The organism is Pseudomonas maumuensis (assembly GCF_019139675.1).
In the GTDB taxonomy this organism is placed as follows: domain Bacteria; phylum Pseudomonadota; class Gammaproteobacteria; order Pseudomonadales; family Pseudomonadaceae; genus Aquipseudomonas; species Aquipseudomonas maumuensis.
In genome coordinates this window covers 4,280,495-4,305,633 of sequence record NZ_CP077077.1, presented here as the reverse complement: position 1 = coordinate 4,305,633, position 25,139 = coordinate 4,280,495, and the positions used below count along the sequence as shown (strand labels likewise).

General features: G+C 62.9%; 20 protein-coding genes. 16 read left to right on the top strand and 4 right to left on the bottom strand.

Features of this window, described 5'->3' with window-relative positions; translation table 11 throughout:
- The first annotated feature begins 180 nt into the window (after positions 1-180).
- The 5 genes from trhO to KSS90_RS19195 all read left to right on the top strand — a co-directional run bounded on the left by trhO (position 181) and on the right by KSS90_RS19195 (position 7,015).
- Positions 181-1,113, top strand: coding sequence for an oxygen-dependent tRNA uridine(34) hydroxylase TrhO (gene trhO / locus KSS90_RS19215; RefSeq protein ID WP_217866838.1), 933 nt, complete (start codon positions 181-183; stop codon positions 1,111-1,113).
- Positions 1,114-1,116: 3 nt separating this feature from the next.
- Entirely contained in the window at positions 1,117-1,749 is a 633-nt protein-coding gene (locus KSS90_RS19210) for a DsbA family protein (RefSeq protein ID WP_217866837.1), read from the top strand.
- Positions 1,742-3,574 carry an ABC transporter ATP-binding protein gene (locus KSS90_RS19205; protein WP_217866836.1) on the top strand — a complete coding sequence of 611 codons (1,833 nt, stop codon included), beginning with the start codon at positions 1,742-1,744 and terminating at the stop codon, positions 3,572-3,574. The genes KSS90_RS19210 and KSS90_RS19205 overlap by 8 nt, the downstream gene beginning before the upstream one ends.
- Positions 3,575-3,734: 160 nt before the next feature.
- Entirely contained in the window at positions 3,735-6,191 is a 2,457-nt protein-coding gene (locus KSS90_RS19200) for an EAL domain-containing protein (RefSeq protein ID WP_217866835.1), read from the top strand.
- A gap of 38 nt (positions 6,192-6,229) precedes the next feature.
- Entirely contained in the window at positions 6,230-7,015 is a 786-nt protein-coding gene (locus KSS90_RS19195; protein WP_046856627.1) for an iron-containing redox enzyme family protein, read from the top strand.
- Positions 7,016-7,097: 82 nt separating this feature from the next.
- On the opposite strand, the gene KSS90_RS19190 is transcribed toward KSS90_RS19195, so the two are convergent.
- The 4 genes from KSS90_RS19190 to KSS90_RS19175 form a co-directional block, all read right to left on the bottom strand.
- Positions 7,098-7,838 carry a YciK family oxidoreductase gene (locus tag KSS90_RS19190; protein WP_217866834.1) on the bottom strand — a complete coding sequence of 247 codons (741 nt, stop codon included), beginning with the start codon at positions 7,836-7,838 and terminating at the stop codon, positions 7,098-7,100.
- A gap of 115 nt (positions 7,839-7,953) precedes the next feature.
- Positions 7,954-8,625, bottom strand: coding sequence for an N-acetylmuramic acid 6-phosphate phosphatase MupP (mupP, locus tag KSS90_RS19185; RefSeq protein ID WP_046856625.1), 672 nt, complete (start codon positions 8,623-8,625; stop codon positions 7,954-7,956).
- Positions 8,626-8,627: 2 nt separating this feature from the next.
- Positions 8,628-9,326 (bottom strand): bifunctional 2-polyprenyl-6-hydroxyphenol methylase/3-demethylubiquinol 3-O-methyltransferase UbiG, encoded by a 699-nt coding sequence (gene ubiG / locus KSS90_RS19180; protein WP_023630595.1) that lies wholly within the window; start codon positions 9,324-9,326, stop codon positions 8,628-8,630.
- 64 nt (positions 9,327-9,390) lie between these two features.
- Positions 9,391-10,716, bottom strand: coding sequence for a TRZ/ATZ family hydrolase (locus tag KSS90_RS19175; protein ID WP_217866833.1), 1,326 nt, complete (start codon positions 10,714-10,716; stop codon positions 9,391-9,393).
- Between the two features lie 111 nt (positions 10,717-10,827).
- On the opposite strand from KSS90_RS19175, the gene mtnA reads away from it, so the two are divergent.
- The 11 genes from mtnA (at position 10,828) to KSS90_RS19125 (ending at position 25,023) form a co-directional block, all read left to right on the top strand.
- Positions 10,828-11,904: an S-methyl-5-thioribose-1-phosphate isomerase gene (mtnA, locus tag KSS90_RS19170; protein WP_217866832.1), complete on the top strand. Its 1,077-nt coding sequence runs from the start codon at positions 10,828-10,830 to the stop codon at positions 11,902-11,904.
- A gap of 248 nt (positions 11,905-12,152) precedes the next feature.
- Positions 12,153-14,915: a DNA gyrase subunit A gene (gene gyrA, locus KSS90_RS19165; protein WP_217866831.1), complete on the top strand. Its 2,763-nt coding sequence runs from the start codon at positions 12,153-12,155 to the stop codon at positions 14,913-14,915.
- Positions 14,916-15,070: 155 nt separating this feature from the next.
- The gene (gene serC, locus KSS90_RS19160) at positions 15,071-16,156 is read left to right on the top strand and encodes a 3-phosphoserine/phosphohydroxythreonine transaminase (protein ID WP_217866830.1); all 1,086 of its coding nucleotides are present in this window, start codon (positions 15,071-15,073) and stop codon (positions 16,154-16,156) included.
- The gene (gene pheA, locus KSS90_RS19155; protein WP_094010729.1) at positions 16,156-17,250 is read left to right on the top strand and encodes a prephenate dehydratase; all 1,095 of its coding nucleotides are present in this window, start codon (positions 16,156-16,158) and stop codon (positions 17,248-17,250) included. The genes serC and pheA overlap by 1 nt, the downstream gene beginning before the upstream one ends.
- Positions 17,251-17,413: 163 nt before the next feature.
- Positions 17,414-19,654, top strand: a complete 2,241-nt coding sequence (locus tag KSS90_RS19150) for a bifunctional prephenate dehydrogenase/3-phosphoshikimate 1-carboxyvinyltransferase (RefSeq protein ID WP_217866829.1) — start codon at positions 17,414-17,416, stop codon at positions 19,652-19,654.
- Positions 19,651-20,337, top strand: coding sequence for a (d)CMP kinase (cmk, locus tag KSS90_RS19145; RefSeq protein ID WP_217866828.1), 687 nt, complete (start codon positions 19,651-19,653; stop codon positions 20,335-20,337). Before KSS90_RS19150 ends, cmk begins: the two co-directional genes overlap by 4 nt.
- 123 nt (positions 20,338-20,460) lie before the next feature.
- On the top strand, positions 20,461-22,137 hold the full coding sequence (rpsA, locus tag KSS90_RS19140; RefSeq protein WP_046856619.1) for a 30S ribosomal protein S1: 1,677 nt from the start codon (positions 20,461-20,463) through the stop codon (positions 22,135-22,137).
- 239 nt (positions 22,138-22,376) lie between these two features.
- Complete coding sequence (gene ihfB, locus KSS90_RS19135; protein ID WP_217866827.1) at positions 22,377-22,673, top strand: integration host factor subunit beta; 297 nt, start codon at positions 22,377-22,379, stop codon at positions 22,671-22,673.
- 16 nt (positions 22,674-22,689) lie between these two features.
- On the top strand, positions 22,690-22,953 hold the full coding sequence (locus KSS90_RS19130) for a lipopolysaccharide assembly protein LapA domain-containing protein (protein ID WP_217866826.1): 264 nt from the start codon (positions 22,690-22,692) through the stop codon (positions 22,951-22,953).
- 631 nt (positions 22,954-23,584) lie between these two features.
- Complete coding sequence (locus tag KSS90_RS25770) at positions 23,585-23,830, top strand: MBL fold metallo-hydrolase RNA specificity domain-containing protein (RefSeq protein WP_367616217.1); 246 nt, start codon at positions 23,585-23,587, stop codon at positions 23,828-23,830.
- Positions 23,831-23,973: 143 nt separating this feature from the next.
- Positions 23,974-25,023 carry an LPS O-antigen chain length determinant protein WzzB gene (locus tag KSS90_RS19125; RefSeq protein WP_217866825.1) on the top strand — a complete coding sequence of 350 codons (1,050 nt, stop codon included), beginning with the start codon at positions 23,974-23,976 and terminating at the stop codon, positions 25,021-25,023.
- Positions 25,024-25,139: the final 116 nt, after the last annotated feature.

Sequence of the window (25,139 nt, the reverse complement as noted above, 5' to 3'; positions counted from 1 at the left end):
TTCGGGGCCGCTTTGCGGCCCATCGCCGGCAAGCCGGTTCCCACAGGTCCTGCGCAACTTTCGAGTCTTGCGCTGAGCGTGTGGGAGCCGGCTTGCCGGCGATGGGCTGCGCAGCGGCCCCATGCTTTTGCCAAACCCGGTCCGCCCCTTACGAGGGCAACCACCTGGAGATTCAACGCAATGACCCAACCGATCGTCGTGGCGGCGCTGTACAAGTTCGTCACCCTCGAAGACTACGTCGAACTGCGCGAGCCGCTGCTCAAGGCGATGCTCGACAACGGCGTCAAAGGCACCCTGCTGCTGGCCAACGAAGGCATCAACGGCACCGTCTCGGCCACCCGCGAAGGTATCGACGCGCTGCTGTCCTGGCTGCGCAACGACCCACGCCTGGTGGACGTCGACCATAAAGAGTCGTACTGCGACGAGCAGCCGTTCTACCGCACCAAGGTCAAGCTCAAGAAAGAGATCGTCACCCTCGGCGTGCCGGGCGTGGACCCGAACAAGGCGGTCGGCACCTACGTCGATCCGAAAGACTGGAACGCCCTGATCAGCGACCCGGAAGTGCTGCTGATCGACACCCGCAACGACTATGAAGTGGCCATCGGCACCTTCAAGGGCGCCATCGACCCGAAGACCGAGACCTTCCGCGAGTTCCCCGATTACATCAAGGCCCACTTCGACCCGAGCAAGCACAAGAAGGTCGCCATGTTCTGCACCGGTGGCATCCGCTGCGAGAAGGCCTCCAGCTACATGCTCGGTGAGGGCTACGAAGCGGTCTATCATCTTAAGGGCGGCATCCTGAAATACTTCGAGGAAGTAGCCCAGGAAGAAAGCCTCTGGGACGGCGACTGCTTCGTCTTCGACAACCGGGTCACGGTGCGTCACGACCTGAGCGAGGGCGAGTACGACCAGTGCCATGCCTGCCGCCACCCGATCGACGTAAAGGACCGGGAGTCGGAGCACTATTCGCCAGGCGTGAGCTGCCCGCACTGCTGGGACAGCCTGAGCGAGAAGACCCGGCGCAGCGCCATCGACCGCCAGAAGCAGATCGAACTGGCCAAGGCGCGCAACCAGCCGCACCCGATCGGTTTCAACTACAAAGCCGAGGCCTGATGCATGTCCGCACGCCTGCTCTATGTGATGGACCCGATGTGCTCCTGGTGCTGGGGCTTTGCCCCGGTGGCCGATGCGCTGATCGCCCAGGCCCGTGAGGCGGGTGTCGAGACCCGCCTGGTGCCGGGCGGCCTGCGCACCGGCGGCAGTGCCTTGGACGCCTCGACCCGCAAGTACATCCTCGAGCACTGGCAGGCGGTGCATGACGCCACCGGGCAGCCGTTTCGCTTCGATGGCGCCATGCCAGATGGCTTCGTCTACGACACGGAGCCGGCGTGCCGCGCCCTGGTGGCGGCACGCGAGCTGGACGACAAGCGGGCCTGGCGCCTGCTGCAACTGATCCAGGCGTCGTTCTACGAGCAGGGCGTGGATGTCACCCGCGCCCCGCAACTGGTGGAGCTGGCCGAGCAGGCCGGCTTCGACCGCGAGCAGTTCTCCCAGCGCTTTACTCTCCCTGACACCCGACTTGCCACCAGTGCCGATTTCGCCTGGGTGCAGGACCTGGGCATCGCTGGCTTCCCCACGCTGCTGGCCGAGCGCAATGGCCAGCTGGCCCTGCTGACCAATGGCTACCAGCCGCTGGACAGCCTGCAACCCTTGCTCGGCCGCTGGCTGCAGCAGGCCGCCTGTGCTTGACCTGCCAGGGTCGCCAGACCCTGTGCCAGGGAAGTCCCCCGCTGTGCCCGATCGCCTGAGCTGGGCGGAGATCCGCCGCCTGGCCCTGCACCACAAGCAAGCCCTGTGGACCGCCAACCTGGTGGCCGTGCTCGCCGCCCTGTGCAGCGTACCGATTCCCTTGCTGCTGCCGTTGCTGGTGGACGAAGTGCTGCTGGGGCATGGCGACGCGGCGCTGAAGTGGATGAACAATTTCCTGCCCGCGGGCTGGCAGGTGGCTGCCGGTTACATCGGGCTGATGCTGTGCGCCACCCTCGGCCTGCGCCTGGCGGCGCTGGCGTTCAACGTGGTCCAGGCCAAACTGTTCGCCGGCCTGGCCAAGGATATCGTCTACCGCCTGCGCATCCGCCTGATCGAGCGGCTCAAGCGCATTTCGCTCAAGGAATACGAAAGCCTGGGCAGCGGCACGGTGACCACTCACCTGGTCACCGACCTGGACACCCTCGACAAGTTCGTCGGCGAAACCCTGAGCCGCTTCCTGGTGGCCGTGCTCACACTGACCGGCACCGCGGCCATCCTGATCTGGATGCACTGGCAGCTGGCGTTGCTGATCCTGCTGTTCAACCCGCTGGTGATCTATTTCACCGTGCAGCTGGGCAAGCGCGTCAAGCACCTGAAGAAGCTCGAGAACGACAGCACGGCACGTTTCACCCAGGCATTGACCGAGACCCTCGACGCGATCCAGGAGATCCGCGCCGGCAACCGCCAGGGCTACTTCCTCGGCCGCCTGGGTCTGCGCGCCCGCGAGGTGCGCGACTACGCGGTGGCCTCGCAGTGGAAGAGCGACGCCAGCGGCCGTGCCAGTGGCCTGTTGTTCCAGTTCGGCATCGACATCTTCCGTGCCGCTGCCATGCTCACGGTGCTGTTCTCCGATCTGTCGATCGGCCAGATGCTGGCGGTGTTCAGCTACCTGTGGTTCATGATCGGGCCGGTGGAGCAGTTGTTGAACCTGCAGTATGCCTACTATGCCGCCGGCGGCGCGCTGAGCCGCTTGAACGAGCTGTTGGCGCGGGCCGACGAGCCGCAGTACCCGGCGGCCAGCGACCCGTTCGTCGGGCGCGAGACGGTGGGTATCGAGGTGCGCGACCTGCGCTTCGCCTATGCCGACGAGCCGGTGCTCGACCAGCTCAACCTGACCATCGCCCCGGGCGAGAAGGTCGCCATCGTCGGTGCCAGTGGCGGCGGCAAGAGCACCCTGGTGCAGTTGCTGCTTGGGCTGTACAGCGCCCAGGCCGGGACCATCCGCTTCGGCGGCGCCAGCCTGCAGGAGATCGGCCTGGAGACCCTGCGCGAAAATGTCGCGGTGGTGCTGCAGCACCCATCACTGTTCAACGACAGCGTGCGCGCCAACCTGACCATGGGCCGTGACTGCAGCGACGACGCCTGCTGGCAGGCGCTGCGCATCGCTCAGCTGGACGCCACCATCGCCGCGCTGCCCCAGGGCCTGGACAGCATCGTCGGGCGTTCCGGCGTGCGCCTGTCCGGTGGTCAGCGCCAGCGCCTGGCGATCGCCCGCATGGTGTTGGCCGAACCCAAGGTGGTCATCCTCGACGAGGCCACCTCCGCGCTGGACGCGGCCACCGAATACAACCTGCACCTGGCCCTGGCGCGCTTCCTCAGCGGGCGCACCACGCTGATCATCGCCCACCGCCTGTCGGCGGTGAAGCAGGCGGACCGGGTGCTGGTGTTCGATGGCGGTCATGTCGCCGAAGATGGCGACCACCAGCAGCTGATCGCCGAAGGTGGCCTGTACGCCAAGCTCTACGGCCACCTGCAGCAAACCTGAGAAACCGCCTCAAGCTTCAAGGTTCAAGCGGCAAGTCGAAACGAGCAGGCTTTTTCTTGCCGCTTGGCGCTTTTCCCTGGTCGCTGCTTCATGGCAAATGGCCTACGCTGTGCTTGTCTAGGTCGATTCGTGCCTTATCTGCCGCCATGACAGGGATTACATGAAGGGAAATCGGACTCTCGAGGCGCCAAGACTGCTGGGCATCATCTGGCCCTTCGTCGCCGTTGTGGTTTTCCAGGTACTGCTGGGCAGTCTGAGCCTTTATGCGTTGTCCGCCGTGCGCGCCTATGTGGCAGGCGAGAGCCTGTGGTCCAAGGCGCAGAAGGACGCCATCTACTACCTCAATCTCTATGCCGATGATCGCGATCCGCTGACCTATGCCCGCTATCGCCGAGCCATCCTGGTGCCCCAGGGCGATCACAACCTGCGCCTGGCCCTGGATCGGCCCGAGCCGGACCTGGAGGCGGCGCGCCAAGGCGTGCTGCAGGGCGGCAACCATCCCGAGGACGTCGCCCGGATCATCTGGTTCTACCGTAACTTTCGCCACATTAGCTATATGGAAACCGCCATCGAGTACTGGGATATCGGTGACGACTACCTGCGTCAACTCGACGTGCTGGCCCTGCAGATGCGCGAAGGGTTTGCCAGTGGCAAGGTCGACGCGCACCAGGTGGCCAACTGGAAGGCGCGCATCGTCGCCATCAATGACGGTGTGACGCCGGCCGCCAAGGCCTTCAGCGATGCCCTGGGCGAAGGCTCGCGGATGCTGCTCAAGGTGCTGATGCTTACCAACCTGGCCACCGCGCTGTTCCTCATCGCCATGGCCTGGCGGCGTTCGAGCAAGCTGCTGGCCCAGCGCCAGGCGTTCGCCAGTGCGTTGCAGGAGGAGAAGGAGCGGGCGCAGATCACCCTGGAGTCGATCGGCGATGCGGTAATCACCGCCGATGTCGATGGATGCATCAGCTACATGAACCCAGCCGCCGAGCAGCTGACCCACTGGCAGGCGGTGCAGGCCCAGGGGTTGCCCCTGGCGGCGCTGTTCAGCCTGCTCGACGAGAATGCCGAAGGTGACAGCCGGACGCTGGTCGAGCAGGTGCTCAGCGGCAGCCTCAAGGGCGGTGCCGAGCACGCCCGGCTGATTCAGCGCCTGGATGGCAGCACGGTGTCGGTCAACCTGGTGGGCTCGCCTATCCTCACCGAGGGGCAGGTCAGTGGCATCGTGGTGGTGTTGCACGACATGACCCAGGAGCGCCAGTACATCGCCAACCTGTCCTGGCAGGCCACCCACGATGCCCTGACCGGGCTGGCCAACCGTCGCGAGTTCGAGTACCGCCTGGAGCAGGCGCTCAATGGTCTGGCCCGCCAGGCCGGACGGCATTCGCTGATGTTCCTCGACCTGGATCAGTTCAAGCTGGTCAACGACACCTGTGGCCATGCCGCCGGCGACGAACTGCTGCGGCATATCTGCGCAGTGCTGCAGTCGGGCCTGCGCGAGGGCGACACCTTGGCGCGCCTGGGGGGCGACGAGTTCGGCGTGCTGTTGGAAAACTGCCCTCCGGACCAGGCCGAGCGCATCGCCGAGCAGTTGCGCCAAGCCGTGCAGAGCCTGCATTTCGTGTGGAAAGGCAGGCCCTTCGTCACCACGGTCAGTATCGGTCTGGTGCATATCGCCCAGGTGCCCAGCACTCTGGAGGCATCGTTGCGCGCGGCGGACATGGCCTGCTACATGGCCAAGGAGAAAGGGCGCAACCGGGTGCAGGTCTATCACGCCGACGACAGCGAGCTGTCCATGCGCTTCGGTGAAATGGCCTGGATCCAGCGCCTGCACGTGGCGCTGGAGGAGAACCGCTTCTGCCTCTATGCCCAGGAAATCGCCCCTTTGCATCCCCACGAGGGGCCGGGGCATATCGAAATCCTCTTGCGCTTGCACGACGAAAGCGGGCGCACCATCCTCCCCGACAGTTTCATTCCCGCAGCCGAGCGCTACGGCCTGATGACCGCGCTCGATCGCTGGGTGGTGCGCAGCGTGTTCCAGGTGATTCGCCAGTGCCTGGACGAGGGGCGGGAAGGGCCGTTGGCCATGTGCGCCATCAACCTCTCGGGCTCGAGCATCGGCGACGACAAGTTCCTCGAGTACCTGCAGCGCCTGTTTGGCGAGTTCGACATTCCGCCACGGCTGATCTGTTTTGAAATTACCGAAACCAGTGCCATCGCCAATCTAGGCAGCGCAATCCGGTTCATCAATGAATTGAAAGGATTGGGCTGCAAATTCTCGCTGGACGACTTCTGCGCCGGAATGTCGTCATTCGCCTATTTGAAGCATTTGCCTGTAGACTTCCTGAAGATCGACGGAAGTTTCGTCAAGGACATGCTCGATGACCCGATCAACCGGGCGATGGTCGAAGTGATCAATCACATCGGCCACGTCATGGGTAAAAGGACCATCGCCGAGTTCGTCGAGACGCCACTGATCGAGCAGGCTTTGCAGGAGATCGGCGTGGACTACGCCCAGGGATATCTGATCGAACGCCCGCAAGTGTTCACTTGCGACAGCCTGCAGCGCCAACGGATTGCCGCGAGGCCCCTTCTGCACCGGGCGCCGGGGACCTTTCGCTGAACACCGTCCGGAAATCACAGGGAATCAAGGAGCTGACAGTGATCGACGCGTTCGTAAGGATCGGACCATTGATGGATCCGGCCAGTTATCCGCAGTGGGCCCAACAACTGATTGAGGATTGCCGCGAAAGCAAGCGACGGGTGGTGGAGCATGAGTTCTACCAACGCCTGCGCGATGGCCAGCTCAAGCAGTCGACCATCCGCCAGTACCTGATCGGTGGCTGGCCGGTGGTCGAGCAGTTCTCCCTCTACATGGCCCACAACCTCACCAAGACCCGATACGCCCGGCACCCCGGCGAAGACATGGCGCGCCGCTGGCTGATGCGCAACATCCGCGTCGAGCTCAACCATGCCGACTACTGGGTGCATTGGTGCCAGGCCCATGGCATCCACCTGCATGAGCTGCAGTCCCAGGAAGTGCCGCCCGAGCTCAATGGTTTGAACGACTGGTGTTGGCGGGTATGCGCCACCGAGTCGCTGGCCATTGCCATGGCAGCCACCAACTACGCCATCGAAGGGGCCACCGGCGAATGGTCGGCAGTGGTTTGCGCCGAAGATACCTACGCCCAGGGCTTCCCCGAAGACACCCGCAAGCGCGCCATGAAATGGTTGAAGATGCATGCGCAGTATGACGATGCGCACCCGTGGGAGGCGCTGGAAATCATCTGTACCTTGGCGGGCGAGAGCCCGACCCTGGGGCTGCGCACCGAATTGCGCCGGGCGATCTGCAAGAGCTACGACTGCATGTTCCTGTTCCTGGAGCGTTGCATGCAGCTCGAAGGGCGCCAGCAGGGGCGTCTGCGCCCGGCCTTGGCGGCGGGCTGAACCATCGCGGGGCAAGTCGCACCGCCGCTCCCACGCAGCAAGGCGTGGGGGTGGGCTTGCCCCGCGAGCAGTCTTGTCGTTTTTACTGCGCGTTCAGCGCCTGCCCATTCACGTCCTTGCTGTCCGGCCCCATCAGGTACAGGTACACCGGCATGATGTCCTCGGGCAGCGGGTTGTTCTGCGGGTTTTCGCTCGGATAGGCCTGGGCGCGCATCGCCGTGCGCGTGGCGCCCGGGTTGATGCTGTTGGAGCGCACCGGCGCGACGCCTTCCAGTTCGTCCGCCAGGGTCTGCATCAGGCCTTCGGTGGCGAATTTTGACACCCCGTAGGCGCCCCAGTACGCGCGGCCCTTGCGTCCGACACTGCTGGAGGTGAACACCACCGAAGCGTCCTCCGACAGTTTGAGCAGCGGCAGCAAGGTGCTGGTCAGCATGAAGGTGGCGTTGACGTTGATGTGCATCACGCGCATGAAGTTGTCGCCCGACAGCTGCTCCAGCGGCGTGCGCGGGCCAATGATCGAGGCGTTGTTGAGCAGGCCGTCGAGGCGGCCGAACTGGTCCTCGATCATCACTGCCAGTTCGTCGTACTGGTGGGGCAGGGCGGTTTCCAGGTTGAACGGGATCGCCACCGGCTGCGGGTGGCCGGCGGCTTCGATCTGGTCGTAGACCTCGTTCAGGTTGGCTTCGGTCTTGCCCAGCAGCAGCACGGTGGCGCCTAGGGCGGCATAGGCCTTGGCGGCGGCGGCGCCGATACCGCGACCGGCACCGGTGACCAGGATGATCCGGCCTTTGAGCAGGTCGGGGCGGGCGGTGTAGTCGAACATAGGTCTGTCCTTGAATATGAGCTGCAAGCTGTAAGCGGCAAGCTACAAGAGAAAGCGGATCAGTGTTGGATCTGCTCTTTCTCGAGGCTTGAAGCTCGACGCTTGCGACTTGAAATCAGCAGCCGCACAGCGCGCTGTCGATCACCTTGCGCAGTTCCAGCGGGTGGTCCACCACCACGTCGGCACCCCAGTTGTTGGGGTTGTCCTCTGGATGAATGTAGCCATAGCGCACCGCCGCGGTGCGGGTGCCGGCGTCGCGGCCGGACTCGATGTCGCGCAGGTCGTCGCCGACGAACAAGACGCTGGCCGGGTCCAGGTCGAGGGTCTTGCATGCCAGGATCAGCGGCTCGGGATCGGGCTTGCTGTTCTTCACATGATCCGGGCAGATCAGCAGGGCCGAGCGCTCGGCCAGGCCCAGGCGTTGCATGATCGGCTCGGCGAAGCGCACCGGCTTGTTGGTGACCACGCCCCACAGCAGGTTGCCTTTCTCGATGTCGGCCAGCAGCTCCGGCATGCCATCGAACAGCTTGCTATGCACCGCGCAATCGCGCTGGTAGCGCTCGAGGAACTCCAGGCGCAGGGCTTCGAAGCCGTCGGCCTCGGGGTCCATGGCGAAGGTCGCGGCGACCATGGCGCGGGCGCCACCGGAAATCACCTCGCGGATACGTGCGTCGTCGATGGCCGGCAGGCCGCGATCGGTGAGCATCGCCTGGCAGATGGCGATGAAGTCCGGCGCCGTGTCCAGCAGGGTGCCGTCCATGTCGAAGAGTACTGCTCGCAGGCGCATGCTCATTCCTCGCGCAGGGTCTGGATCATGTAGTTGACGTCGACGTCGTTGCACAGCTTGTAGTGCTTGGTCAGCGGGTTGTAGGTCAGGCCGATGATGTCCTTGACCTCGAGGCCTGCGGCACGGCTCCAGGCGCCCAGCTCGGAGGGGCGGATGAACTTCTTGAAGTCGTGGGTGCCGCGCGGCAGCATCTTCAGTACGTATTCGGCGCCGATGATCGCCAGCAGGTAGGCCTTGGGGTTGCGGTTGATGGTCGAGAAGAACACCTGGCCGCCGGGCTTGACCATGCGGTAGCAGGCGCGAATCACCGACGAAGGGTCGGGTACGTGCTCGAGCATTTCCAGGCAGGTGACCACGTCGAACTGGCCAGGCATCTCCTCGGCCAGGGCTTCGGCAGTGATCTGCCGGTACTCTACCGCAACGCCCGACTCCAGCTGGTGCAGCTGGGCCACCGCCAGCGGCGCCTCGCCCATGTCGATGCCGGTGACGGTGGCGCCACGCTGGGCCATCGCCTCGCTGAGGATGCCGCCGCCGCAGCCGACGTCCAGCACCTTCTTGCCGGCCAGGCCGACGCGCTCGTCGATCCAGTTGACCCGCAGCGGGTTGATGTCGTGCAGTGGCTTGAACTCGCTCTCGCGGTCCCACCAGCGGTGGGCCAGGGCTTCGAACTTGGCGATTTCGGCGTGGTCGACGTTGCTCATGGGAACAGTCCTCTGAATCTTCGATAAATAGTGTCGCGGGCCGGCAGCCGCAGCTGCCAGCCGTTCATTCATTGCGCCCGCCGATACGGGCCCCCCAGGCGCGGGCGTTGGCCGCTAGCGCGGCTTCGTCCATCCGTGTCAGGCGGCGGTCCTCGACCAGTTGCTGTCCGGCGACCCAGACATCCTTCACGCAGTCGCGGCCGGTGGCGTAGATCAGCTGCGAGACCGGGTCGTGTACCGGTTGCTGTGCCAGCCCCGACAGGTCGAAGATGGCCAGGTCGGCGGACTTGCCCACCTCGAGCGAGCCGGTGATCGCTTCCAGCCCCAGCGCCCGGGCGCCGTTGAGCGTGGCCATGCGCAGTGCCCGGTGGGCGTCCAGGGCGGTGGCCGAGCCGGAGACGGCCTTGGCCAGCAACGCGGCGGTACGGGTTTCACCGAGCAGGTCGAGGTCGTTGTTGCTGGCGGCGCCGTCGGTACCGACGGCCACGTTCACCCCGGCCTGCCACAGACGCTCCACCGGGCAGAAACCGCTGGCGAGCTTGAGGTTGGATTCGGGGCAGTGAATCACGCTGGTGTTGCTTTCTACCAGCAGCGCCAGGTCGTCGTCGCTGACCTGGGTCATGTGTACCGCCTGCAGGTTCGGGCCCAGCAGGCCCAGGCGCGCGAGGCGCGCCAGCGGCCGCTCGCCGTTGTCCTTGAGCGCCTGCTCGACCTCGCTGGCGGTCTCGTGGATGTGCATGTGCAGCGGTGCGTCCAGCTGGTCGGCGATCACCCGGATCTTCTCCAGGTTCTCGTCGCTCACCGTGTAGGGCGCGTGCGGACCGAGAGCGATGCTGATGCGCGGGTGGTGGCGCAGGTCGCCGAACAGTTCGATGGCCAGGTGCAAGGCCTCGTCCGGGGAGCGTGCTCCGGGGATGGGGAAATCCAGCAGCGGCACGGCGATCTGCGCGCGGATACCGCTGCGGTGTACGCGGTCGCAGGCCTCGCGGGGATAGAAATACATGTCGGCGAAGCAGGTGATGCCGCCCTTGAGCTGTTCGGCGATGGCCAGGTCGGTGCCGTCGCGCACGAAGGCTTCGTCCACCCACCGGCCCTCGGCGGGCCAGATGTGCTCCTGTAGCCAGGTCATCAGCGGCAGGTCGTCGGCCAGGCCGCGGAACAGGGCCATGGCGGCGTGGCCATGGGCATTGACCAGCCCGGGCGTCAGCAGGCAGTCGGGCAGCGTCCGCACGTCTCGGGCCTGCGGCGCCCGCTCGCGTGGGCCTAGCCAGGCGATCTGACCGTCGCGGATGCCCAGCGCATGGCCCTCCAGCACGACCCCGGCCGGCTCCACGGGAACCAACCAGTCCGGCACAAGCAGCAGGTCGAGGAGGGGAGTGGCGGTGGGCATGCGCGACATATACCTGGATCGGTTCGGCTAAACGCGCAGTATACCCGAGCGTCCGCGGCGCAGGCTCGCTATAATCGCCGGCTTTTGATGCCAGGGCGACGGGGAGAGGCGATGCGCGAGCAACTGATGGCGGCGGAGACAGTGACGGGCATCGAGTGGCGCGATGGCGTGCTGCACCTGCTCGACCAGCGCTTGCTGCCGCTTGAGCAGTCCTGGCTGGCCTGCACCGAGGCCGCCGAGGTGGCTGAGGCGATCAGCGACATGGCTGTGCGTGGCGCTCCAGCGATCGGCATCTGTGCTGCCTACGGCCTGGTGCTGGCGCTGCGCCGTCGCCTCGCCGAAGGCGAGAACTGGGAGGAGTCCCTTGAAGAAGACTTCATGATGCTGGGCGAGGCGCGACCCACCCCGGCCAACCTGTTCTGGGCGCTCAATCGCATGCGTGAGCGCCTGCAGCGCCTGCGCCCAGATGAGGACGTACTGAAGGTGATGGAGGCCGAGGCGGTGGCGATTCACCAGAGCGATCGCGAGGCCAACCTGACCATGGCCCAGTTCGGTGTCGAACAGATCCGCCGGCACCAGGGCAGCGAACAGGCCCTGCTCACCCACGGCAACGCCGGAGCCCTGGCCACCGGTGGCTTCGGCACCGCCCTGGGGGTGATCCGCGCCGCCACCCTGGAGGGGATGGTCGAGCAGGTCTATGCCTGCGAGTCGCGGCCATGGCTGCAGGGTTCGCGCCTGACCGCCTGGGAGCTGGCCGCCGACGGTGTGCCGGTGACCGTGGTCGCCGACGCCGCGGCCGGGCACCTGATGAAAACCAAGGGCATCACCTGGGTGGTGGTCGGCGCCGACTGCATTGCCGCCAATGGCGATGTGGCGGCGAAGATCGGCACCTACCAGATGGCGGTGGCGGCCATGCACCATGGGCTGCGCTTCATGGTGGTGGCGCCGAGCACCAGCATCGATCTGAACCTGCCCACCGGCGAGGATATCCCGCTGGAGATTCGCGGCGAGGAGGAGTTGCTGGAAGTGTCGGGCATCCAGGTAACCGCCGATGTCGAGGCCTATAACCCGATAGTCGACGTCACGCCGGCCGACCTGATCGATGTGATCGTCACCGAGAAGGGCGTGGTCGAGCGCCCGGACACGCCGAAAATCGCCCAGTTGATGTGCCGAAAACGCCTCCATTGAGGCGTTTTTTCACCCGTTTGGAGGGTGCTGTACGGCAACCTGCCATATCTCCCATGCGCGCAGCGTTTGTGATACCATCCGGCAGTTTCCAAGGCCGCTCTTTACCGCGGCCTTCATTGCGCAGATCCATGGCACAACTCATTGATTTGTCGTAAGTCGTCGCACCCCAATTGCGCTGCGGCGGCGAGCTTCGTTCGTCCTTCGAGGGATCAGGCGAAGTTTCACCAGAAAAAGGAATCAGGCTTCTCATGGGCGAACTGGCCAAAGAAATCCTCCCGGTCAATATCGAAGACGAACTGAGACAGTCTTACCTCGACTACGCGATGAGCGTTATTGTCGGGCGAGCGCTGCCCGATGCGCGTGACGGCTTGAAGCCCGTGCATCGCCGCGTTCTGTATGCGATGAGCGAACTGGGCAACGACTGGAACAAGCCGTACAAGAAATCCGCCCGTGTGGTCGGTGACGTGATCGGTAAGTACCACCCGCACGGCGACACCGCCGTGTACGACACCATCGTGCGCATGGCCCAGCCATTCTCGCTGCGCTATCTGCTGGTCGATGGCCAGGGCAACTTCGGCTCGGTGGACGGCGACAACGCCGCGGCCATGCGATACACCGAAGTGCGCATGTCCAAGCTGGCCCATGAGCTGCTGGCCGACCTGCACAAAGAGACCGTCGACTGGGTACCGAACTACGACGGTACCGAGCAGATCCCGGCGGTCATGCCGACCAAGATCCCCAACCTGCTGGTCAACGGTTCCAGCGGTATCGCCGTGGGCATGGCCACCAACATCCCGCCGCACAACCTCGGCGAAGTGATCGACGGCTGCCTGGCGCTGATCGACAACTCCGACATCACGGTCGATGAGCTGATGCAGTTCATCCCGGGGCCGGACTTTCCGACAGCGGGCCTGATCAATGGTCGCCAAGGCATCATCGAGGCCTATCGCACCGGTCGTGGCCGCATCTATATGCGTGCCCGCTCCGAGATCGAAGATATCGACAAGGTCGGTGGCCGCCAGCAGATCGTCGTCACCGAACTCCCGTACCAGTTGAACAAGGCGCGTCTGATCGAGAAGATCGCCGAGCTGGTCAAAGAGAAGAAGATCGAAGGCATCACCGAGCTGCGCGACGAGTCCGACAAGGACGGCATGCGCATCGTCATCGAGCTGCGCCGCGGCGAGGTGCCGGAGGTGGTGCTCAACAACCTCTACCAGCAGACCCAGCTGCAGAGCGTGTTCGGCATCAACATCGTCGCCCTGATCGACGGTCGTCCGCGCCTGCTGAACCTGAAAGACCTGCTCGAGGCTTTCGTTCGTCACCGTCGCGAGGTGGTCACCCGCCGCACCGTGTTCGAGCTGCGCAAGGCCCGCGAGCGTGGCCATATCCTTGAAGGCCAGGCGGTCGCGCTGTCCAACATCGACCCGGTCATCGCCCTGATCAAAGCCTCGCCGACGCCGTCCGAAGCCAAGGAAGCGCTGATCAGCACGGCCTGGGAGTCCAGCGCGGTACAGGTCATGGTCGAGCGCGCCGGTGCCGAGTCGTGCCGTCCGGAAGATCTGCCGGAGCAGTACGGCCTGCGTGAAGGCAAGTACTACCTGTCGCCAGAGCAGGCCCAGGCCATCCTGGAGCTGCGCCTGCACCGCCTGACCGGCCTCGAGCACGAGAAGCTGCTGGCCGAGTACCAGGAGATCCTCGAGCAGATCGGCGAGCTGATCCGCATCCTCAGCAGCGCCGAGCGCCTGATGGAAGTGATCCGCGAAGAGCTTGAAGCGATCCGCGCCGAGTACGGCGATGCCCGTCGCACCGAAATCCTCAATGCCAGCCACGACCTCAACTACGGCGACATGATCCCGGAAGAAGAGCGTGTAGTGACCATTTCCCACGGCGGCTACGCGAAAACGCAACCGCTGTCCGCCTACCAGGCCCAGCGCCGCGGCGGCAAGGGCAAGTCGGCTACCGGCGTCAAGGACGAGGACTACATCGAGCACCTGCTGGTCGCCAACAGCCACGCCACCCTGCTGCTGTTCTCCAGCAAGGGCAAGGTGTACTGGAAGAAGACCTACGAAATCCCCGAGGCCTCTCGCGCCGCCCGCGGCCGTCCGCTGGTCAACCTGTTGCCGCTGGAGGAAGGTGAGCGCATCACCGCCATGCTGCAGGTCGACCTGGAGGCCTTGCAGCAGAGCGCTGACGCCGACGAAGAGCTGGAGGACGCGGAAGACACCGTGCTCGAAGGCGAACTGGTCGAGGCCGAGGAAATCGACGAGGAAGATGGCGACACGCCTGAGTGGCTGGCAGAGCCGACCGGCGCCTACATCTTCATGGCGACCGCTTCCGGTACTGTTAAAAAGACCCCGCTGGTGCAGTTCGCCCGTCCGCGCTCCAACGGCCTGATCGCCTTGAAGCTCAAGGAAGGTGACACCCTGATCGCCGCCGCCATCACCGACGGTGCCAAGGAAGTCATGATGTTCTCCGACGCCGGCAAGGTGATCCGTTTCGCCGAAAGCGTGGTCCGCGAGATGGGTCGTAACGCCCGTGGCGTGCGTGGCATGAAACTGGGCAAGGGCCAGCAGATCATCTCCATGCTGATTCCGGAGTCCGGCGCGCAGATCCTCACCGCCTCCGAGCGCGGCTTCGGCAAGCGCACTCCGCTGTCCAAGTTCCCGCGTCGTGGCCGTGGCGGCCAGGGCGTGATCGCCATGGGTACCAAGGGCCGCAACGGCTTGCTGATCGGTGCGATCCAGGTGCAGGAAGGTGAAGAGATCATGCTGATCTCCGACCAAGGTACCCTGGTGCGTACGCGGGTCGGTGAGGTCTCCAGCCTGAGCCGTAACACCCAGGGTGTGACGCTGATCAAGCTGGCCAGCGACGAGACGTTGGTGGGCCTTGAGCGTGTCCAGGAACCATCCGAGGAAGAGCTCGACGAGCTGGTCGAGACGGACGAGGAGGGCGCCCCGCTCGATGCGGTGGGCGAGGACGACGCAGGCGTCGAAGAGGCGCCTCAGGAATAACCGATGCAACAACCCGGACGGGGCGACCAAGGTCGCCCCGTTTGACTGATGAAGGTGGGTATTGGGGCGCGGTGCGGTCCCAATGCAGACCGCACAGTCTTGATGGGGCCGCAGCGAATTACGATTTTGTTCTATTTGGCAGAGCGAGAGTGGATGTGAGCAAACGAGCCTTTAACTTCTGCGCAGGCCCTGCCGCGCTTCCGGATGCCGTGCTGCAGCGTGCCCAGGCCGAGATGCTGGACTGGCGCGGCAAGGGTCTGTCGGTGATGGAAATGAGCCATCGCAGTGACGACTATGTGGCTATCGCCGAAAAGGCCGAGCAGGACCTGCGTGATCTGCTGTCCGTCCCCTCGAACTACAAGGTGCTGTTCCTGCAGGGTGGCGCCAGCCAGCAGTTCGCCGAGATCCCGCTGAACCTGCTGCCGGAGAACGGCACCGCCGATTACGTCGAGACCGGCATCTGGTCGAAGAAGGCCATCGAGGAGGCGCGTCGTTTCGGCAGCGTCAACGTTGCCGCGAGTGCCAAGCCCTACGACTACCTGGCCATCCCGGGCCAGAACGAGTGGCAGCTGACCAAGAACGCAGCCTACGTCCACTATGCGTCCAACGAGACCATTGGTGGCCTGCAGTTCGACTGGGTGCCCGAGACTGGTGATGTCCCGCTGGTGGTCGACATGTCCTCGGACATCCTGTCGCGTCCGATCGATGTGTCGCAGTACGGCCTGATCTACGCCGGCGCGCAGAAGAACATCGGCCCGAGCGGCCTGGTGGTGGTGATCGTGCGCGAAGACCTGCTGGGTCGTGCCCGCAGCAGCTGCCCGACCATGCTCGACTACAAGGTGTCGGCTGACAACGGCTCGATGTACAACACTCCGGCCACCTATTCCTGGTACCTCTCGGGCCTGGTGTTCGAGTGGCTCAAGGAGCAGGGTGGCGTCGAGGCCATGGAGCAGCGCAACCGCGCCAAGAAAGAGCGCCTGTACGGCTTCATCGATGCCAGCGAGTTCTACACCAACCCGATCAGCGTCAATGCCCGTTCGTGGATGAACGTGCCGTTCCGCCTGGCCGACGAGCGTCTGGACAAGGCCTTCCTGGCTGGCGCCGATGCCCGTGGCCTGCTCAACCTCAAGGGCCATCGTTCGGTCGGCGGCATGCGTGCCTCGATCTACAACGCCCTGGGCCTGGAGGCTGTCGAGGCGCTGGTGCAGTACATGGGTGAATTCGAGAAGGAGCACGGCTGATGTCCGATCAGGAGCTCAAGGCCCTGCGTGTGCGCATCGACAGCCTCGACGAGAAAATCCTCGAGCTGATCAGTGAGCGCGCCCGTTGCGCCCAGGAAGTGGCCAAGGTCAAGACCGCATCGCTGCCTGAAGGCGAGGCGCCGGTGTTCTACCGCCCCGAGCGCGAGGCCGCGGTGCTCAAGCGCGTCATGCAGCGTAACCAGGGGCCGCTGGACAATGAAGAGATGGCGCGGCTGTTCCGCGAGATCATGTCCTCCTGCCTGGCGCTCGAAGAGCCGCTGAAAGTGGCCTACCTCGGCCCTGAAGGGACCTTCACCCAGGCCGCCGCCATGAAACACTTCGGCCATGCCGTGGTCAGCCGCCCGATGGCGGCCATCGACGAGGTGTTCCGCGAAGTGGCGGCGGGTGCGGTCAATTTCGGTGTGGTGCCGGTGGAGAACTCCACCGAGGGCGCCGTCAGCCACACGCTGGACAGCTTCCTCGAGCATGACATGGTGATCTGCGGCGAAGTCGAGCTGCGTATCCATCATCACCTGCTGGTGGGCGAGAACACCAAGACCGACAGCATCACCCGCATCTACTCTCATGCCCAGTCGCTGGCCCAGTGCCGCAAATGGCTGGACGCCCACTATCCGAACGTCGAGCGCGTGGCTGTGTCGAGCAACGCAGAGGCGGCCAAGCGGGTCAAGGGCGAGTGGAACTCGGCAGCGATCGCCGGCGACATGGCGGCCAACTTGTATGGTCTGACCCGTCTGGCCGAGAAGATCGAGGACCGCCCGGACAACTCCACGCGCTTCCTGATGATCGGCAATCAGGAAGTGCCGCCGACCGGCGACGACAAGACCTCGATCATCGTCTCCATGAGCAACAAGCCGGGCGCGCTGCACGAGTTGCTGGTGCCGTTCCACGAGAACGGCATCGACCTCACGCGCATCGAGACCCGTCCGTCGCGCAGCGGCAAGTGGACCTACGTGTTCTTCATCGACTTCGTTGGCCATCACCGTGATCCGCTGATCAAGGCGGTGCTCGAGCAGATCAGCCAGGAGGCTGTGGCGCTGAAGGTGCTGGGCTCTTATCCGAAAGCGGTGCTTTGATCGATTTTTTTGGGGTCGCTTTGCGGCCCATCGCCGGCAAGCCGGCTCCCACAGGGAGCGGTGTGTCGCTGGCCTATGTGGGAGCTGGCTTGCCAGCGATGGGCTGCGCAGCAGCCCCCTGCGGTCTCAACGACTGGCATGTTTTTGAACAGGGTTCGCACTCGTGGTTAATGCTGTAACAAACAATCCCGCTCCGCTCATCGACCGTCTGGTGGTCGTAGGCCTCGGCCTGATCGGCGGCTCCTTCGCCAAGGGCCTGCGCGAAAGCGGCCTGTGCCGCGAAGTGGTCGGCGTCGACCTCGACGCCGATTCGCGCAAACAAGCCGTGGCGCTTGGCGTGGTCGATCGCTGCGAGGCAGACCTTGCGGCCGCTTGTGTCGGCGCCGACGTCATCCAGTTGGCTGTGCCGATCCTGGCCATGGAGAAAGTCCTGGCTCGCCTGGCCCAGCTCGACCTGGGTAATGCGGTGATCACCGACGTGGGCAGCGCCAAGGGTAATGTGGTGCGTGCCGCGCGCGAGGCGTTTGCCGAGCGCCTGCCGCGTTTCGTGCCGGGGCACCCGATCGCCGGGTCCGAGCAGAGTGGGGTGGAGGCCTCCAATGCGGCGCTGTTCCGTCGGCACAAGGTGATCCTCACTCCGCTGGCGGAAACCGAGCCGAGCGCACTCGCTCTGGTGGATCGGCTCTGGCGCGCGCTGGATGCCGATGTCGAGCACATGTCGGTGGAACGCCATGACGAAGTGCTGGCCGCCACCAGTCACCTGCCGCACCTGCTGGCCTTCGGCCTGGTCGACTCGCTGGCCAAGCGCAATGAAAACCTGGAGATCTTCCGGTACGCTGCGGGAGGCTTCCGCGATTTCACGAGAATCGCCGGCAGCGACCCGATCATGTGGCACGACATCTTCCTCGCCAACCGCGAGGCGGTCTTGCGCACTCTCGATACATTTCGCAGCGACCTCGACGCCTTGCGCGACGCGGTCGATGCTGGGGACGGGCACCAACTGCTGGGCGTGTTCACCCGCGCCCGGGTTGCCCGCGAGCATTTCAGTAAAATCCTTGCCCGTCGGGCCTATGTGGACGCTATGAACGCCAACGATCTGATTTTCCTGGCCCAACCGGGTGGCCGCGTGTCCGGACGGATCCGCGTACCTGGCGACAAATCGATTTCCCATCGCTCGATCATGCTTGGTTCGCTGGCCGAGGGCACGACGGAAGTCGAAGGTTTCCTCGAGGGTGAAGATGCCCTGGCGACCTTGCAGGCCTTCCGTGACATGGGCGTGGTCATCGAAGGGCCGCACCATGGTCGCGTAACCATTCACGGTGTTGGCCTGCATGGTCTGAAGCCGCCGCCCGGCCCGCTGTACGTGGGCAACTCCGGCACCTCGATGCGCCTGCTGTCCGGCCTGCTGGCAGCGCAGTCGTTCGACACCACCATGACCGGCGACGCCTCGCTGTCCAAGCGCCCGATGAACCGCGTGGCCAATCCGCTGCGTGAAATGGGTGCTGTGGTCGAGACCGGCCCTGAAGGGCGTCCGCCGCTGACCATCCGTGGTGGGCACAAGCTCAAGGCGCTGAACTACACGCTGCCGATGGCCAGTGCCCAGGTCAAGTCGTGCCTGCTGCTGGCCGGCCTGTACGCCGAAGGCACCACCACTGTCACCGAGCCTGCGCCTACCCGTGACCACACCGAGCGCATGCTGCGCGGCTTCGGCTATGCGGTCGAGTCGAATGGTCCGGTGGCCTCCCTGCAGTCTGGTGGCAAGCTCACCGCCACCCGCATCGAAGTGCCGGCGGATATTTCCTCCTCGGCGTTCTTCCTGGTGGCGGCGTCCATCGCCGAGGGTTCCGAGCTGGTCCTGGAGCACGTTGGTATCAACCCGACCCGTACCGGCGTGATCGACATCCTGCGCCTGATGGGCGGCGACATCACCCTGGAAAACCAGCGTGAAGTCGGTGGCGAGCCGGTGGCCGACTTGCGCGTGCGTGGCGCCAAGCTCAAGGGTATCGACATCCCGGAAGAGCTGGTGCCGCTGGCCATCGACGAGTTCCCGGTGCTGTTCGTCGCCGCCGCCTGCGCCGAAGGGCGTACCGTGCTGCGTGGCGCCGAAGAGCTGCGGGTCAAGGAGTCGGACCGCATCCAGGTGATGGCCGACGGCCTGATCGCCCTGGGCGTGAAGTGCGAGCCAACCCCGGACGGCATTATCATCGACGGCGGCCAGATCGGCGGCGGCGAAGTGCATGGCCACGGCGACCATCGCATCGCCATGGCCTTCAGCATCGCCTCGCTGCGCGCCAGCGCGCCGATCGTGATCCATGACTGCGCCAACGTCGCCACTTCGTTCCCTAACTTCCTGGCGCTGTGCAAGGAAGTTGGCATCCGCGTAGCCGAAGAGGGCAAGTCGTGAAGTCGCAAGCTCCGGTCATCACCATCGACGGCCCAAGCGGCTCGGGCAAGGGTACCGTGGCAGGGCTGCTGGCTCGTGAGCTGGGCTGGCGTCTGCTCGACTCCGGCGCGTTGTATCGCCTGCTGGCATTCAACGCCAGCAACCACGGTGTCGACCTGACCAACGAAGAGCTGCTCAAGGCTCTGGCGGCGCATCTGGATGTGCAGTTCATCGCCGCCGAGCCTGGCAAGCTGCAGCAGATCATTCTTGAGGGTGAGGATGTCAGCAACATCATCCGCACCGAGACCGTTGGTGCGGGCGCCTCGATGGTCGCCTCGCTGCCGGCGGTGCGTGAGGCGTTGCTGCAGCGCCAGCGTGCTTTCCGTGAAGCCCCTGGGCTGATCGCCGATGGTCGCGATATGGGAACCGTGGTATTCCCGGATGCACCGTTGAAGGTGTTCCTCACCGCCAGTGCCGAGGAACGTGCCCGTCGCCGTTACCTGCAGTTGAAGGGCAAGGGCGAAGATGTTAGTCTGTCGAGTCTGCTAGATGAGATCCGTGCGCGCGATGAGCGCGACACCCAACGTGCAGTGGCCCCGCTCAAGCCGGCGGCCGATGCTATCCAGTTGGATTCCACGGAGTTGTCCATCGAGCAGGTGCTGCAACGCATCAGAAGCGAGCTCGCCCTGCGCGACTTGGTCTGATGGAGAGGAGGGCCGGCAGGGGCACCAGTCAACGTCCTGTCAGCGCTTCTTAACTTAACGAAACCCACATTGTCTGGAATGTGGCTATGGGCGTTTTTATCGCCCGAATCTACAGGAATTAAAATGAGCGAAAGCTTTGCAGAACTCTTTGAAGAAAGCCTGAAAACCCTCAATCTTCAGCCGGGTGCAATCATCACCGGTATCGTTGTCGACATCGACGGCGACTGGGTTACCGTACACGCTGGCCTGAAGTCCGAGGGTGTCATCCCGCTCGAGCAGTTCTACAACGAAACTGGCGAACTGACCATCAAGGTCGGTGACGAAGTTCACGTTGCGCTGGACGCGGTCGAAGACGGCTTCGGCGAAACCAAGCTGTCCCGTGAAAAAGCCAAGCGCGCCGAGTGCTGGATTGTTCTGGAAGCTGCTTTCGCTGCTGAAGAAGTGGTCAAGGGCGTTATCAACGGTAAGGTTAAAGGCGGCTTCACTGTCGACGTTAACGGCATCCGTGCGTTCCTGCCGGGCTCCCTGGTTGATGTCCGCCCAGTGCGCGACACCACCCACCTCGAAGGCAAAGAGCTGGAATTCAAGGTCATCAAGCTGGACCAGAAGCGCAACAACGTTGTCGTTTCCCGTCGCAGCGTCCTGGAAGCCGAAAACAGCGCCGAGCGCGAAGCTCTGCTGGAATCGCTGCAGGAAGGCCAGCAGGTCAAAGGTATCGTCAAGAACCTCACCGACTACGGTGCGTTCGTTGACCTGGGCGGCGTCGATGGTCTGCTGCACATCACCGACATGGCCTGGAAGCGTATCAAGCACCCGTCCGAGATCGTCAACGTTGGTGACGAGATCGACGTCAAGGTCCTGAAGTACGATCGTGAGCGCAACCGCGTTTCGCTGGGCCTGAAGCAACTGGGCGAAGACCCATGGGTTGCTATCAAAGCCCGTTACCCAGAGAGCACCCGCGTGACTGCTCGCGTTACCAACCTGACCGACTACGGCTGCTTCGCTGAGCTGGAAGAAGGCGTTGAAGGTCTGGTACACGTTTCCGAAATGGACTGGACCAACAAGAACATCCACCCGTCGAAAGTCGTTCAGGTTGGCGACGAAGTGGAAGTCATGGTTCTGGACATCGACGAAGAGCGTCGTCGTATCTCCCTGGGCATCAAGCAGTGCAAATCGAACCCATGGGAAGACTTCTCCGGCCAGTTCAACAAGGGTGACAAGATCACCGGTACCATCAAGTCGATCACCGACTTCGGTATCTTCATCGGCCTGGACGGCGGCATCGACGGTCTGGTTCACCTGTCCGACATCTCCTGGAACGAAGCTGGCGAAGAAGCCGTGCGTCGCTTCAAGAAGGGCGACGAGCTGGAAACCGTCATCCTGTCGGTTGATCCAGAGCGCGAGCGCATCTCCCTGGGCATCAAGCAGCTGGAAGACGATCCGTTCTCCAACTTCGTTGCTGTCAACGACAAGGGCGCTATCGTCAAGGGTATCGTCAAGGAAGTTGACGCCAAGGGCGCTATCGTGACCCTGGCCGACGACATCGAAGCCACTCTGAAAGCTTCCGAAATCAGCCGTGACCGCGTTGAAGACGCCCGTAACGTGCTGAAGGAAGGCGAAGAGATCGAAGCTAAGATCATCAGCGTCGACCGCAAGTCCCGCGTTATCAGCCTGTCCATCAAGTCGAAGGACGATGCTGAAGAGCGCGAAGCCATCCAGAGCCTGAAAAACGCTCCGGAAGCGGCTGCCGACACCACCATGGCTGCGCTGCTGCGCGAAGCTATGGCCAAGCAGAACTGAGTTCTGTTTGATCGGTAAAAAGGGCGACCCTCGGGTCGCCCTTTTTTGTGCCTGTTATTTCTCGGCAGGTGTGGAGCCTCCGGTGCCCTGGCCCGATTCCTGGCAGCTTGTCATGGCTGTGAACAAATCCTTACCTTGAATTTTTTTGTTTAGTCAAGAACCGGCCTGTTCAAATCGCTCGGAGCGTGCTACAAACTGATTAAGCAATGATCTAGCTGCTTGATAACGAAGGGAAAAATATGACGAAGTCGGAGCTGATCGAACGTATTGTCACCCATCAGGGGCTGCTCTCGTCCAAGGACGTCGAGCTGGCCATCAAGACCATGCTTGAGCAGATGTCCCAGTGTCTAGCGACCGGGGATCGTATCGAGATCCGTGGCTTCGGTAGTTTTTCCCTGCACTACCGCGCGCCCCGTGTAGGTCGCAATCCCAAAACCGGTCAGTCGGTCAGTCTCGACGGCAAGTACGTGCCGCATTTCAAGCCCGGCAAGGAGTTGCGTGATCGGGTCAATGAAGATGAGCACGTGCCCCATTGAGTGAAGGAGCAGCCTGATGCGTAACCTCAAGCGCACCCTTGTAGGGCTTTTCGTGCTGCTGTTGGCGGCAGTAGTGTTGTTTTTTGTGCTGGAAAATCAGCAGGCGGTTTCGTTGGTCATGTTTGGATGGTCGGCTCCGGCAATGCCGGTTGCGGTGCCGGTATTGGCTGCACTGATCATTGGGCTGGCCGTCGGGCCGCTGCTCGGTGCCTATGGCCTGATGCGCGGTAAGCGCAAAGTGCGAGCTTCGGCGCGGCAGGCGGCTTTGAGCAGTGGTTGACGAATGTTCCGACGTCTTCGTAGGAAGTTATCATCTATGCACGTGTCGGCTGAGTTGAGGTAATAGCAAATTAATTTGCAGCCAGTCAGAGTATGCAGTGCTATGGATTTTCATGATCGGTCTCATCATGGTGGCGCCCGCGGTGTTACGGGCTTTTGTCATCAGCTTCACTTCGCCCAGCGACTAGTGTGTTGGTTGACTGCGGTCTTGAGTGGGGCGCAATGCCTCGGCTGGTGGAGAGCTCCCCACTCTTAGCTTCGCTATAGTCGGTATCCAGTCGCTCATCATTACTCATGCCCACCTTGATCGCGTGGGTAGTGTTCCTACTCTCCTATCTGCATTGTTCCGCGGTCCAACACTTTGTAGCGAGCCTTCGGCAAATTTGTTGCTGCTGGCGCTCCAGGGCGCGTACCGGCTAGGAATCAGTGGTGGCCCTGTTCAGCTTGATCACTACTTGGTGCTGTTGCGGTAGCTCATCGTGGCGCTGGCGTTCGGGCATTGGTATTCCCTAGCCGAGCAGCAACGGGGCCACGCCATTCGATTACAGCGTACCGGGCATTTGCTCGGGTCGGCCTATGTTGAGTGTGATGTGCAGTAGCCCAGAAATGTAGGAGATCCGCGCGAAGGTACGCTGAACGGGTACTCGGGGCATCTGGGTCTGCCAGGGTTGGTCAGATTTGCACAAGGCTGCGGCGCGCGGAAGGTCGTCTTGGTTCATGGGGAGTTGTGGGCGAAGCAGATGCTGGCTCGTGTGATGGGAAAATCACTTGAGCATGGGTGTATGAGCTGGGGCGTGGTTGGTGTTGACCGCCGAGAGGGGGCGTTGCATTGGTTAATAAAAGAGGAACTTCCTAGCGAAAGGCCCCTCTACTCTTAGTTAACGAGAAGTGTGTGAGGGGGGGCAGGCGGATTGGCAAAATGCCGCTACGCTTGTTCAAGGGGGCTGACGCTCTGCACTATGAAGGTGGGGCATGCTCCTGGAAAAGACGCAAACAGACGGATCCAAGGAAAAAAGACTAGATGCGCAATGAACGCGAGCGCCTGAGCGGTGGTGATGAGATTGATTTGGTTGAGCTTGTACGGGGGGTATGGCAGCAAAAGATTTGGGTTGTATTGGTCATGTTGATAGTGGTTGGCCTGGCTTTAGCATACGTAATGATCGCCTCACCCCTTTATGAGGCGAAGCTTTACATTCGGCCTCCGACACAAAATCAAATTGCGCAGCTCAATTATGGTCGTGGGCCAGATACTGGGCTCCCGCCGCTGAGTGCTAAGGATGTATATAGCATTTATCTGAAACTGCTTCAGTCCGAAGCAGTGCGCAACGAGTTTTTCCAAAATACCTTTCTTCCGGGGCTAGCTCAGGATGAGCGAAGCGGATCGCGTGATGCCCTACGTGCTAGATTCGATGAAATGCTGACGGTAGCTCAAACTGCCAAGGATGAAACGGATCGATATGTTGTTACGGCTAGGCTCGAAGATCCGAAGCTAGCAGCGAATTGGGTGTCCACCTATGCTGAGCTGTCTGCGGACCGCGCAAAGGATGAGCTGTTAGGCGGTACGCGAAGCGACATATCAATCATGGCGGATAACCTTGAGCAGCAAATACGCGCCTCGCGCGCGAGTGCCAGCAATAAACGTGCAGATCAGATTGCCCAGCTCAAAGAGGCGCTGCTGGTTGCGAAATCCATAGGTTTGGAGAGGCCCCCAATCATATCCAATACCTTGTCCAGTGAGGTGTCTGCTGGTATGGGGGGGGCCCTCACGTACATGCGTGGCTCTAAAGCGCTGGAGGCGGAGATTGCAAACCTTGATTCGCGCTCTTCCGACGATCCTTACATCCCGACGCTGCGTGAAAGGCAAGAGAAGCTTAATTTTCTACGCAATTTGAAGATTGATCCCGCCCTGGTCGCGATGTATCAACAGGACGGGGCTGTCTTTCAGCCAGATAAGCCAGCCAAGCCGAAAAAGGCAATCATCATGGCGCTGGCAGCGCTAGCTGGTCTTGCAATGGGGGTATGCGTAGCGATAGGTCGTGCTCTATCGTTGAGGCGACGGACTCACGACTAAAAAGGGGGCTGACTAAAGAAAATTGCAAGGTGTTGTTGTCGGCTTCGGAAGGTGCAACAATGCACCTTCTCTCCTCTGGAGACATGGATAGCTGGAAGGAGGAGTAAGAAATTCTT

Excerpts from the sequence above, each read along its gene's own strand:
- trhO (WP_217866838.1), top strand. The coding sequence starts at position 181 with ATGACCCAACCGATCGTCGTGGCGGCGCTGTACAAGTTCGTCACCCTC.
- KSS90_RS19210 (WP_217866837.1), top strand. The coding sequence starts at position 1,117 with ATGTCCGCACGCCTGCTCTATGTGATGGACCCGATGTGCTCCTGGTGC.
- KSS90_RS19200 (WP_217866835.1), top strand. The coding sequence starts at position 3,735 with ATGAAGGGAAATCGGACTCTCGAGGCGCCAAGACTGCTGGGCATCATC.
- KSS90_RS19190 (WP_217866834.1), bottom strand. The coding sequence starts at position 7,838 with ATGTTCGACTACACCGCCCGCCCCGACCTGCTCAAAGGCCGGATCATC.
- mupP (WP_046856625.1), bottom strand. The coding sequence starts at position 8,625 with ATGCGCCTGCGAGCAGTACTCTTCGACATGGACGGCACCCTGCTGGAC.
- ubiG (WP_023630595.1), bottom strand. The coding sequence starts at position 9,326 with ATGAGCAACGTCGACCACGCCGAAATCGCCAAGTTCGAAGCCCTGGCC.
- KSS90_RS19175 (WP_217866833.1), bottom strand. The coding sequence starts at position 10,716 with ATGCCCACCGCCACTCCCCTCCTCGACCTGCTGCTTGTGCCGGACTGG.
- mtnA (WP_217866832.1), top strand. The coding sequence starts at position 10,828 with ATGCGCGAGCAACTGATGGCGGCGGAGACAGTGACGGGCATCGAGTGG.
- gyrA (WP_217866831.1), top strand. The coding sequence starts at position 12,153 with ATGGGCGAACTGGCCAAAGAAATCCTCCCGGTCAATATCGAAGACGAA.
- pheA (WP_094010729.1), top strand. The coding sequence starts at position 16,156 with ATGTCCGATCAGGAGCTCAAGGCCCTGCGTGTGCGCATCGACAGCCTC.
- rpsA (WP_046856619.1), top strand. The coding sequence starts at position 20,461 with ATGAGCGAAAGCTTTGCAGAACTCTTTGAAGAAAGCCTGAAAACCCTC.
- ihfB (WP_217866827.1), top strand. The coding sequence starts at position 22,377 with ATGACGAAGTCGGAGCTGATCGAACGTATTGTCACCCATCAGGGGCTG.
- KSS90_RS19130 (WP_217866826.1), top strand. The coding sequence starts at position 22,690 with ATGCGTAACCTCAAGCGCACCCTTGTAGGGCTTTTCGTGCTGCTGTTG.
- KSS90_RS19125 (WP_217866825.1), top strand. The coding sequence starts at position 23,974 with ATGCGCAATGAACGCGAGCGCCTGAGCGGTGGTGATGAGATTGATTTG.